Below are 10,954 nucleotides of genomic sequence, written 5' to 3'. Positions count from 1 at the left end.
GGGGCACTTCGGCCCCCCTCCCTTCCGGGCATGAAGCGCATGCAGGTCCAGGAGCATCAGGCTCCTGGTGGGGGGTGCAGGGGGGCGAAGCCCCCCTGGGCGCATACCTCACTGCAATTCGCGCGCGATCACCGCCAGGGCCGCGGAGGAGATCGTCACCTGGCTCAGGATCGCGGTGAGGTCGCGGATCAGGCCGCGGGTTTCGAAGGGCGAGGGGTCCTGGGGCACGACGACGAGGCTGCCGGGCGGCACGGGCGGGCCACCGCTTTGCCAGCCGGACATGCCGGCGGGCGCCGACTGGCCGTTGGGCAGCACGACGAAGGCGCGGGATGTGTCGGCGAAGCGCTGCGTGCCGCCGGCCGCGCGCACGTAGTCGCTGGCGCGCCAGCCGGAGACGAATTGCAGGCTGCCCGCGTTCAGCACGGCGCCGACCACCGTGACCTCGTTCGGGCGCTTCGGGATGACGATCAGGTCGCCGGGTTCCAGCAGCACGTCCAGTTCCGGCCGCGCGGCGAGAACGACCGGGTTCGATTCCACCACCATGCGTCCGGCGGCCTGCGCCTGGCGCAGCGTGCTCGCCAGCTCGCGCCCGGCCGTGACGAGGCCGCCGAGATCCACCCGCTGCTGCCCGACGCCCCCGGCATTGGCCTGCCCGGCGGCGACGGAGAGCAGGGAGGATTCGAGGTCGCGCGCCGTGCGCTCGAAGCCCTGCTGCTGGCGGATGCGCACGCTCTCGCGCGTGAAGACGGTGCCGAAGGCATAGGCCTGCGGCGTCAGCCCGCCGGAGCGTGCGAGCAGTTCCGAAAGCCGCTCACCGCGGCGGATGTCGTACACGCCGGGCCGCAGCACTTCGCCCGCCAGCGTGACGGGGCCGGTCTCGCGGTCGGTGAAGCCGCGCGGCACGCGCACCACGTCGCGCGGCGAGAGGCGCACGGCCCGAAAATTGCGGCTGCGCAGGTCGAGCAGGGTGCGCGTCAGCGGGATCGCGCCGCTCTGGTCGTTCGGCTCGCGCGCGAGCTCGACGGCGGAGAGGTCGGCGCCATCCGTCACGCCCCCGGCCGCGGCGATCACCAGGTCGAGGCCGGTGTCGTCCAGGATCGGGAACAGCCCGGGCTGCTTGACCTCGCCGGCCACCAGCACCGCGGTGTCGAGCAGGAAGGCGAGCAGCGGCGGGTAATCCAGGAACACCTGCGGGCAGGCCGGCGTGCCGATGTCGGGGAAGCCGGCGCCGCGCGCGAAGGCGAAGCGCGCCGGCGCCGAGCGCGCGGCGATGGCAAGCTGCGACAGCGCCGGGCAGGCTTCGGCGGGCGGCGCCTCGCCGCGCAGCGCGCGCTGCACCGGTGGGCTGGCGAGGAAGGCGATGTCGGCATTGCCGAGCACGATCACCTCGTCGCCTTCCTGCAGGCCGGGATTGGCGCCGCCCTGCATCACGCGCGCCAGGTCGAAGGGCACGAATTGCCGCACCCGCGTGCGCGGATCGAGCCGCAGCACCACGCCGAGGCGCGGATAGGGATCGGGCTTGAGCAGCCGCGGATCGGCCAGCAGCCCGCGCAGCGTGCCGCCGCGCGCCGCCGCGCGGGTGACGGGTGCCGAGACATGGCCGGCCAGCCGCAGCTGGTTCGCCACCACATCGGCGCCCGGCTGCACCAGCACCGAATCGCCGCGGCGCACCACGCCGCCCGCGCCGAGCTCGGTGAAGGAGCGCCGGCCGGCGCCGTCCGTGCCCTGCACCAGCAGCCGGTTGCCCGCAGGGCGCAGCGGATCGCCGGCAAGGCCGAGCATCGTCGTGACGGGGGCGGAGGTCTGGCCGGCGGGAAGCTCGTAGATGCCGGGCCGCGTGACCTCGCCCGCGACGGCCACCACGCCGCCGAGCGCCGGCACCAGGATGCGGTCGCCCTCGCGCAGCCGGATATCGGCCTCGCCCGTCGCGCCGGCGATGACGGTGTAGAGATCGAGCACGCGGCGGCCGCCCGGTCCTTCGATGCGGATGGCGCGTAGCGAGCCGGTCTTGCGCACGCCGCCCGCGAGCTGCAGCGCGTCCAGCACGGTGGCCAGCGCGTTCAGCGCCTGCATCCCCGGCCGCATCACCTCGCCGCCGACGAAGATCGCCATCTGCCGCACCTGGCCGATGGACAGGAACAGCTCCGTCCCCGGCATGTCGCGCGCGGCGCGCGCTTCGAGATCCGCGCGCAATTCGCGCAGCGTGCGGCCGGCGGCGGGGATGGGCGGGAAGTCGGGCGCCAGGATCGTGCCGTCGCGCAGCACACGCAGCGTCAGCGTGGCGCGGGTTCGGCCGCGCAGCGCCAGCACCAGCTCGTCGTCGCGCCCGACCAGATAGTCGTCGGGCAGCGCGCCGACCACCGGCGTGGCGGCGGGTCCGCCGCGGAAGCTGTCATAGCCGAACTGGCGCAGCGGCATGCCGAGGCGCTCGGCGAAGAAGGCCTCGGTGTGGGAGAGCGGCTCGGCATTCGCCGGCCAGCCCGGCGGCGGAAGCGCGGGGGCATAGGGCTGCGGCGGCAGCGTGGCCGGTGGCGCGGCCGGGGCGGGGAGCGGGCCCGTCGGTGGCGGCGTGCGGCCGCCGGCCGCATCCAGGATGCGCTGCAGGATCTCCTGCTGTGTGGCCGCGGGCAGCTGCGGCAGCGGCAGCCCGCCCGGCAGGGTCGGCGGCAGCGGCGGCGGGGCGAGGGTGGAACCGCCCGGGCTTGCCGGCGCGGTCGGCTGGCCCGGCGCGGTCTGCGCCAGGGCCGCACCCGCCAGGGCCAGGCCGAGCGCAAGCAACAGGGCCTGCAACCCGGGCAGTATCAACCGAAGGATGAAATCATGATGCATGATTCACGACCTGTTGTAGCATAGTCGGGCAATCCATGCTCGACCAAGTCCCAACTTCCGATGCTCTTGACGCCAGGGTTGAGGCGCCGCGCGGGCCGGCAGCCGGCACGGGCGCGCGCTGGATCGCGGTGGACGCGGCCTGGCGCCTGGGGCCGCGCGCGGTGGCCTGCTGGGCGACGGACCGGTTCGCGCGGCGGATCGGGGTGGCGCGGCGACGGCTTCGCGACGCCGCGGCTCCGCCGGGGCCGTTCCTCCCGCGCCGGGTGCCCGCGGCGCCCGCCTTGCCTCGCGGCGCGGCGGCGCGCGTGCTAGCGGCGGCCGCGGCGCTGCCGGATGCGCCCGACTGGCATGGCGCCTTCGATCCACGATCGCATGCGCTGGATCTCGTCCTGCATCGTGGCGGCGGCGCGCGCCCGGTGTGGGAAGCGAGCCGGCTCGCCGCGCTGCCCCTGCTCGCGCAGGCGGCGCGCATCGCGCCGGGGGGCGGGCATCTGGCGCGCGCCGAATCGCTGCTGCGCGACTGGTGCCGCGCCAACCCGCCCTTTCGCGGCGTCGCCTGGGCCTGCGGGCAGGAGGCCGCCTTCCGCGCGCTGCACCTGGCGCTGGCGCTCGCGCTGCTCGATGCCGACCGCGACCCACCGCAGGGCGCGCGCGACCTGCTCGGCCTCTGCGCGGCGCGCATCGCCGCGACGCCGCTCTATGCGCTGGCGCAGGACAACAACCATCCGATCAGCGAGGCCGCCGGCGCCTTCGCCTGCGCGCTGCTGCGCGGCGAGGATACGCGCCCGGCCGCAGCCCGGCTGGCGCGGCGCGTGGCGCGGCTGGTCGCGCCCGATGGTGGCTTCGCGCAGGTGTCGGCGGGCTATGCGCGGGTGCTGCTGGACACGCTCTCGGTGGTCGAATGGCTGCGCCGCCGCCACGGCGCGCCGCCCTTTCCCACGCCCCTGGCCGAGCGCGCAGCGGCCCTCGCGCGCTGGCTGCACGGCCTGGTGGAGCCGACCGGCGGCGCGCTCCCGCCGCTCGGGCTGGAGGATGGCTCGGCCATCGCCGATCTCGCGCTCCACGGACCCGGTGATGCGCGCGGCAGCGTGGAGCGCGCGGCGCGGCTGTTCTGCGCGGCCTCGGCCGATGCGCCGGATGATCCGGGCTGCGCCTGGCTCGACCTGCCGCGTCCCGCCGCGACGCTGGACCGGCCCGGAGGCTGGCGCGCATCCGGCACCTCCGGCTGGCGCGCGGCCGGAAGCGTCGCGCTGCTGCGCACCGGCCCGCTGCGCTTCCGCCCCTTCCAGTGCGACCTGCTGCAGTTCTCGCTGCGCGACGGTGCGGCGTGGCTCATCCGCGACGGCGGCACCGGCAGCTACGACCCGCCCGAGGCCTGGTGGTGGGGCGCGCTCTCCGGCGCCGCCGCGCACAATGCGCCGGTCTTCGACGACACCGAGCCGATGCCGCGCGCCGGCCGCTTCCTGCTCGCGCGCTGGCCGCGCATGACGGCGCTGCCCGACGGCGCCGCCGCGCAGGATTCGCGCGGCAACCGCACCGAGCGCCGCATCGCCGTCGAGGGCCGCGTCTGGACCGTGCAGGACGTTGTGAGCGGGCCTTTCCGCAGCGCCGCCTGGCATTGGCGCCTGCGCCCCGGACCCTGGGTGCTGCGGGAGGACGGCGTCGCCAGCCCGCATGGCCGCATCCGCATCCAGGCCGATGCGCCGCTGGCGCTCGATCTGATCGCCGGCTGGGAAAGCCCGGCCTATGGCCGCATCCGCCGCGTGCCGGTGCTGCGCGTGAGCGCCGCGGCGCCGATCCGCCGCGTGACGACGATCATCGCCCTTCCAGCCGAAGGACCTGACGATGCCGCTGGATGAACTGCTCGCAGGCATCTGGGCACGCCGCCTGCGCGTGGCGGCGATGGCGCTGCTGTTCCTCCTCGTCGGCGGCGCGACGATCCTGCTGCTGCCGCGCAGCTACGTGGCGGAGGCGACGGTGGCGCCCGCGGAGACCACCGGCATCGCCACCTCCACCCTGCTCTCCGCCGCGCCGGCCATCGGCGGCCTGCTCGACCCGCGGCCGACCGGCAATTTCGCCATCTATCTCGGCGCGCTGCGCTCGGTGGAGGCGGCGCGCGCGCTGGCGACGGAGACCACGATCCTCGCCGACCTCACCGCCTGGCGCACCGCCTGGCCGCGCGGCGAGATCCGCGCCCTGCTCGGCCTGCGGCGCGATGCCGACCTGGACGATTTGCGGTCCTGGGTGGAACGCAATCTCGGCGTGACGCAGACGCTCGGCGCCGTCACCTGGACCATCTCGCTGGCGCATCCCGATCGCGAGCACGCGCTGGCGCTGCTGCGGCGCCTGCACGCCTTCGCCGAGGCCAAGGTGCGCGCCGATCTGGAGGAGCTGGCGCGGCGGCGCGTCGCGGCGCTCGAGCAGCGGCTGAACCGGGAGAGCGATCTCTACATCCGCCAGTCGCTTTACGAATTGCTGGCGCAGAGCCAGCGCGCCGGCGTCGTCGCGGCGGCGGACGAGGCGGTGGCGGCGCGGCTGGTCTCGGCGCCGAATGTCGGCATCCGCCCGAGCCTGCCCAACCGCCCGCTGCTGCTGCTGCTGTTGCTGGCCGCCGCGCCGCTCGCCGCACTGGCGCTGGTCGCGGCCGGCGTGCTGCTGCGCTTCGCGCGCCGGCCTCCGGCCTTCCCGGCATTGCCGGAGCCGGCGGAGTGACATGACAAGGGCCATCGCGCTGCTGGCGGGCGGGATGGCGGCGACGCTGCAGCTGGCCGGCGCGCTCAAGACCGCGCCGCCCTTCGCCGCGTTGCCCTTCGACCTCACGCTCCTGGCCTTCGCGGCGCTGCTGCCCCTGCTGGCGCTGCTGGCCGCGACGCTGCGCTGGCGGCTGGACGCGGCGCTCGCCCTGCCATTGGCCGCGGCGCTGATGCTGCCGCTGTGGTGGGTGGTGGCGGGAAGCTGGACGGCCTCCCGCGACATAGCCTCCGACAAGCTGCCGGAGATCGTGCTGGCCGGCCCCGCGATGCTCGCGATCGGGTTGCTCGTCGGCGCCGAGCCCGCGGCGCGGCGCGGCCTCGTCGCGGCGTCGCTGCTGATCGGCGTGGCGCTCGCGGCGGTGATCCTCTGGCGCTTCGCGGGGGGATGGCAGGCGGCGCTCGATCCCGATGCGGGCAAGGTGCATCACCAGCTCGCCGGGCTTGCGCTTGCCATCGCGGCGGGCCTTGCCGCGCTGCGCGCCGCGGAATCGCGCAGCCCGTTGCGCGCGCTGTTCTGGCTGCTGGTCGTCGGCGCGCTGGCGCTGGCGGCGCTGCTGCCGGGCGGGCGCACGGCGCTGCTGGCGCTCGGCCTCGGCGTCGCGCTGGCGCCGGCGCTGCGGCTCGGCCTCGCGGGGCGGCATGCCGCGGCCGCGGCCTGGCTCGCGGCCTGCCTTGCCGCGTCCCTGCTGTTCCTGCTGCTGTTGCTGCTGCGTCCGGAGGAGGCCGAGGGGCTGCGCACGCTGGAACGGCTGACCGGGGAGGCGGCGGGGCTGGAAGCGCGGCTCGGGCTCTGGGGCGCCGCGCTCGACTGGGCGGGCCGGGCGGCGCCCTTCGGCCTCGGCACCGGCGGCTTCACCATCGCGGCCGGGCATGGCGAGCGGCGCGGCCTCTATCCCCACAACCATGCGCTGGAGGCGCTGGCGGAAGCCGGCCTGCCGGGGCTGCTGCTCTGGCTCGGCGCCTTCGGCGGCGGGCTGGTCGTGGCGACAAGGCTGCTGCGGCAGGTGGCGCCGGCGCGCGCCGCGCGCATCGCCGCGATGGTGCTGCCGGTGGCGCTGACGGTGATGGTCTCCACCGACCTCGGCAACCGCATGGCCTGGTTCGCACTGGGGCTGGCGCTGAGCCTCGGTGTCGCGGCGTCGCCGGCGCGCCTCTGGGTGCCGCGCCATGCATGAGGGCTGGTACGCGCTCTGGGGCAAGCGCGCCTTCGACGTCGCCGGCGCGCTGGTGCTGCTGCTGGCGACGGCGCCGCTGATGCTGCTCGTGGCGCTTGCCGTGCGGATCCGCCTCGGCGCGCCGGTGCTCTTCGTGCAGGCGCGCGCCGGGCGCGGCGGCCGGCCCTTCGCGCTGCGCAAGTTCCGCTCGATGCGCGCGGGGCCGGGCAGCGACGCGGAGCGGCTCGACGGCTTCGGCCGCGCGCTCCGCCGGAGCGGCCTGGACGAGTTGCCGCAGCTCCTGAATGTGCTGCGCGGAGAGATGAGCCTGGTCGGGCCGCGCCCGCTCCCGCTCGACTACCTGCACCTGTATTCCACCCGGCAGGCCCGGATGCTGCGGGCGCGCCCCGGCATCGCCGGGCCGGCCGTCGCTGCCGGACGCAATGCGGTGCCCTGGGCGGAGCGGCTGGAACTCGGCGCGGCCTATGCGACCGCGCCGCCGCGCCTCGGCCGTGACCTGCTGCTGATCCTGCTGACGCTGCGGGTCTGGGCCTCCGGCAAGGGGGTCGCGGCGCCCGGGCATGCGACCATGCCGCCCTTCGGCCCGTCGGGCGACGGCGTGGGTTGAGGCGCGTCTGCGCTGCGCAGTCTGGGCTTGCACCGTTAACGAATCATCAACCATGATGCGATAGTCAGACGGAGGCTTTCGCCTTGCCGGTTCATGCCGCAACGCTGCCCGGGCCCGCCCAAAAGAGCGCCCTGCTGCGGTTTCCGCGCATGCCGGCGTCGCGCCTCCTGCTGTCGCCCCCCGCCCTGGAGGGCAGCGAACTCGACAGCCTTCGCGCGACGCTCGAATCCGGCTGGGTCGCCCCGGCCGGCCCCGCCCCGGCCGCCTTCGAGGCCGCGCTCGCCGAGGTCACCGGCATCCCGTCCGTGCTCGCCACCACCTCCGGCACGGCGGCGCTGCATCTCGGCTATCGCGTGCTGGGCGTCGGACCGGGCGACGAGGTGTGGACGCCCACGCTGACCTTCGTGGCCACCATCGCCCCGGCCGTGCAGATGGGTGCGGTGCCGCGCTTCTTCGACGCGACCGGCCCGGGCGCCACGCTGGAACCGGGCCTGCTGGCCGAGGAACTGGCCCGCGCCGCCCGGCGCGGCCGGCGGGCGCGGGGGGGGGGGGGGGGGGGGCGGGGCGGGCGGGGGGGGCGGGGCGCCCCCGGCGCCGGGCTCCCGTGTCATGCGGCGGCGGGATCCCGCGCCAGCGCCGTCTCGATGAGCCCTATCGTGCCGGCGACGCCGTAGAGCGCCACGAAGCCGCCGAAGCGCGGACCTTCCGGCTGGCCGAGCAGCACCTGGTAGAGGGCGTTGAACCACGCGCGGGAGACGCCAGGGCGGCCCCCGTCCTTCGCCGGTTCCAGGAAGGGCTCGCGGCGCCCGGCGTCATAGACCAGGTCCTGGATCGCCTTCGCCCGCTCATCGGGCGCCATCGCCTCGAGGTCGGTCGCGCGGTCGCGCAGCGCGGCGGCCAGCGCGCGCATCGCCGCCGCCTCTTGCGGCGTCGCGGCGCGGTGCTTCTTTTCCGGCACGACGCGGTCGCGGTAATAGGCCACAGCACGCTCGATCAGCCGCGCGACCAGGGGATGGCTCTCCGGCGTCACGGCGGGCGCGTAGCGCTGGAGAAAGCCCCAGAGCATCCCGGCATTGTCGGCGTTGATCACGCTGGCCAGGTTCAGCAGCATGGTGAAGGACACCGGCGAGCCGGGATCGTTGGTGCCGCCCGCATGGATGTGCCAGGCGGGATTGTCGGGCGTCGGCGTGGCGCGGAGCCGGTCGAGGTTCTGCAGGTATTCGTCCACCGCGCGCGGGATCACGTCGAAGAACAGCCGCTTCGCGCGCTGCGGCTGGTTGTACATGAACTGCGCCAGGCTTTCGGGCGGCGCGTAGTGCAGCCATTCCTCGATGCCGAGGCCGTTACCCTTTGACTTGCTGATCTTCGTGCCTTCCTCGTCCAGGAACAGCTCATAGGTGAAGCCGATCGGCGGCTCGCCCCCCAGCACGCGGCAGATCGCGCCGGAGAGCTTTACGGAATCGATCAGGTCCTTGCCCGACATCTCGTAGTCCACGCCGAGCGCGTACCAGCGCAGTGCCCAATCCGCCTTCCACTGCGCCTTGCAATGGCCGCCGGTGATGCGCGTGCCGAATTGTTCGTTCGTGTCCGGGTCGGTCCAGACCAGCAGGTCCTCCGCCGGGCGCACCTCCTCCATCGGCACCTGCATCACCACGCCGGTCTTCGGGTGGATCGGCAGGAAGGGCGAGTAGGTGGCGCGGCGTTCCGGCCCCAGCGTCGGCAGGATGACCTGCCGCACCTGCTCGTGCCGCTCCGCCATGCGCAGCAGCGCCGCGTCGAAGCGGCCCGATTTGTAGTAGTCGGAGGAGGAGGCGAATTCGTAGTCGAAGCCGAACTGGTCGAGGAAGGCGCGCAGCCGGGCGTTGTTGTGATGCCCGAAGCTTTCATGCGTGCCGAAGGGATCGGGGATGGCCGTCACCGGCTTGCCCAGGTGGCCGGCCAGCATCTCCTTGTTCGGCACGTTGTCGGGCACCTTGCGCAGCCCGTCCATGTCGTCGCTGAAGGCGACGAGGCGGGAGGGCAGGCCGGTCAGGCGGTGGAAGGCGTTGCGCACCCAGGTGGTGCGCGCCACCTCCCCGAAGGTTCCGATATGCGGCAGGCCGGAGGGGCCATAGCCGGTCTCGAACAGGGCCGCGCCCTTGCCCGAGGCCTGCACCCGGGCGGCGACCTTGTGGGCCTCCTCGAAGGGCCAGGCCTTGGTCGCGACGAAGGCGCGCGGGTCTGCGGCGGAGTAGTCGGCGTCTGACATGGCGTCCGGCGAGATTCTCGGGTCGAGTCTGGCTTTATAGGTGGCGCGGCGGGGCGAGGCGACCCCGCGACGGTGCCGGGCAGGGCTGTCCCTCCAAACCTGCATTTGGCCGGGCGGCGTCTTTGCGCTATTGGCCCATGTCTTGGTCTGCAACGAAGGAAAAGCCTGACATGCGTGTCGGCGTCATCGGCGCCACCGGAGCGGTGGGGAAGGAACTGGTGGAGGTCCTGGGGCGGCGTCGCTTCCCGGTGACGAAACTCCGCCTCTTCGCCTCGGGCCGCAGCGCGGGCACGCGGGTGAAAACGCCCTTCGGCGAGGTCACGATCGAGGAATTCTCGCCCGACAAGGCGAAGGACCTCGACCTGGCGCTGCTGGCCGTCTCGGGCGATTTCGCCAAGCAGCACGCCCCCGCGCTGGTCGCGGCCGGGGTGACGGTGGTGGACAATTCCTCGGCCTTCCGCCTGGACGACAACGTCCCGCTGGTGGTGCCGGAGGTGAACGCGGCGGCGGTGGGCAATGCGCGCCTGATCGCCAACCCGAACTGCACGACCGCGATCGCCGTGGTGGCGCTGGCGCCGCTGCACCGCGCCTTCGGCATCAAGCGCGTGATCGTCTCCACCTACCAGGCCACCTCCGGCGCCGGCGCCGAGGGCATGGCCGAGCTGGAGCGGGAGACGCGCCGCGTGCTGGTGGAGGGCGAGAAGGCGAAGAACGAGGTCTTCGCCCACCCCATCGCCTTCAACGTCATCCCGCACATCGATGCCTTCCAGCCCAACGGCTACACGAAGGAGGAGATGAAGGTCGTCTGGGAGACCCGGAAGATCATGGGCCTGCCCGACCTTCCCGTCTCCTGCACCGCCGTCCGCATCCCGACCATGCGCGTGCATGCCGAGGCGATCACCATCGAGACCGAGAAGCCCGTCACGCCCGAGGCCGCGCGCGAGGTTCTGCGGGCCGCGCCGGGCGTGAAGGTGGTGGATGACGTGGCGAACAAGCAGTACCCGATGCCGCTGACGGCGACGGGCCAGGACGATTGCGAGGTCGGCCGCATCCGCCAGAACCTGGTCTTCGGCGACCACGGCCTGGACCTCTTCGTCTGCGGCGACCAGCTGCTCAAGGGCGCGGCGCTGAACGCCGTGCAGATCGCGGAACTGGTGCCGGCGCTGAAGGCGGCGGCTTAGTACGCCCCCGAAGTGGGGGGGGGGGGGGGGGGGGGGGGGGGCGCGGTGGCGGGGGGGGGCGCCGCGGGGGGGGCGCGGCGGGATCGCGGTGCCGGACGGCGGCGTCGGGCCGACGGGCGGGGTGGGCGCGGTGCCGGGCTTTGGCGCAAGGCTCATGGTCG

General features: G+C 74.4%; 8 protein-coding genes. 6 read left to right on the top strand and 2 right to left on the bottom strand.

The window, feature by feature from the left end:
* Positions 1-108 precede the first annotated feature (108 nt).
* Positions 109-2,829, bottom strand: a complete 2,721-nt coding sequence (locus AC1MIR_RS11270) for an SLBB domain-containing protein (RefSeq protein ID WP_480028249.1) — start codon at positions 2,827-2,829, stop codon at positions 109-111.
* A 305-nt stretch (positions 2,830-3,134) separates the two neighbouring features.
* Here AC1MIR_RS11270 and AC1MIR_RS11265 point away from each other — a divergent pair, with 305 nt between their 5' ends.
* The 5 genes from AC1MIR_RS11265 (at position 3,135) to AC1MIR_RS11245 (ending at position 8,038) form a co-directional block, all read left to right on the top strand.
* Complete coding sequence (locus AC1MIR_RS11265; RefSeq protein WP_480028248.1) at positions 3,135-4,688, top strand: heparinase II/III domain-containing protein; 1,554 nt, start codon at positions 3,135-3,137, stop codon at positions 4,686-4,688.
* A complete protein-coding gene (locus AC1MIR_RS11260) occupies positions 4,675-5,541 on the top strand; it encodes a Wzz/FepE/Etk N-terminal domain-containing protein (protein WP_480028247.1) in 867 nt (288 codons plus the stop codon). Before AC1MIR_RS11265 ends, AC1MIR_RS11260 begins: the two co-directional genes overlap by 14 nt.
* Position 5,542: 1 nt before the next feature.
* Complete coding sequence (locus AC1MIR_RS11255) at positions 5,543-6,757, top strand: O-antigen ligase family protein (RefSeq protein WP_480028246.1); 1,215 nt, start codon at positions 5,543-5,545, stop codon at positions 6,755-6,757.
* Positions 6,750-7,364 carry a sugar transferase gene (locus AC1MIR_RS11250; RefSeq protein ID WP_480028245.1) on the top strand — a complete coding sequence of 205 codons (615 nt, stop codon included), beginning with the start codon at positions 6,750-6,752 and terminating at the stop codon, positions 7,362-7,364. The genes AC1MIR_RS11255 and AC1MIR_RS11250 overlap by 8 nt, the downstream gene beginning before the upstream one ends.
* A gap of 149 nt (positions 7,365-7,513) precedes the next feature.
* Positions 7,514-8,038, top strand: coding sequence for a DegT/DnrJ/EryC1/StrS family aminotransferase (locus tag AC1MIR_RS11245; protein ID WP_480028244.1), 525 nt, complete (start codon positions 7,514-7,516; stop codon positions 8,036-8,038).
* Here the strand turns inward: AC1MIR_RS11245 and AC1MIR_RS11240 are convergent.
* Positions 7,972-9,612 (bottom strand): lysine--tRNA ligase, encoded by a 1,641-nt coding sequence (locus tag AC1MIR_RS11240; protein ID WP_480028243.1) that lies wholly within the window; start codon positions 9,610-9,612, stop codon positions 7,972-7,974. The genes AC1MIR_RS11245 and AC1MIR_RS11240 overlap by 67 nt on opposite strands.
* Positions 9,613-9,782: 170 nt before the next feature.
* On the opposite strand from AC1MIR_RS11240, the gene AC1MIR_RS11235 reads away from it, so the two are divergent.
* Positions 9,783-10,793 (top strand): aspartate-semialdehyde dehydrogenase, encoded by a 1,011-nt coding sequence (locus tag AC1MIR_RS11235; protein WP_480028242.1) that lies wholly within the window; start codon positions 9,783-9,785, stop codon positions 10,791-10,793.
* The last annotated feature ends 161 nt before the right edge of the window (positions 10,794-10,954 follow it).

Source organism: Falsiroseomonas sp. RANM36 (assembly GCF_056682175.1).
The sequence above is the reverse complement of the archived record's forward strand: the minus strand, read 5'-3'. Positions and strand labels throughout refer to the sequence as shown.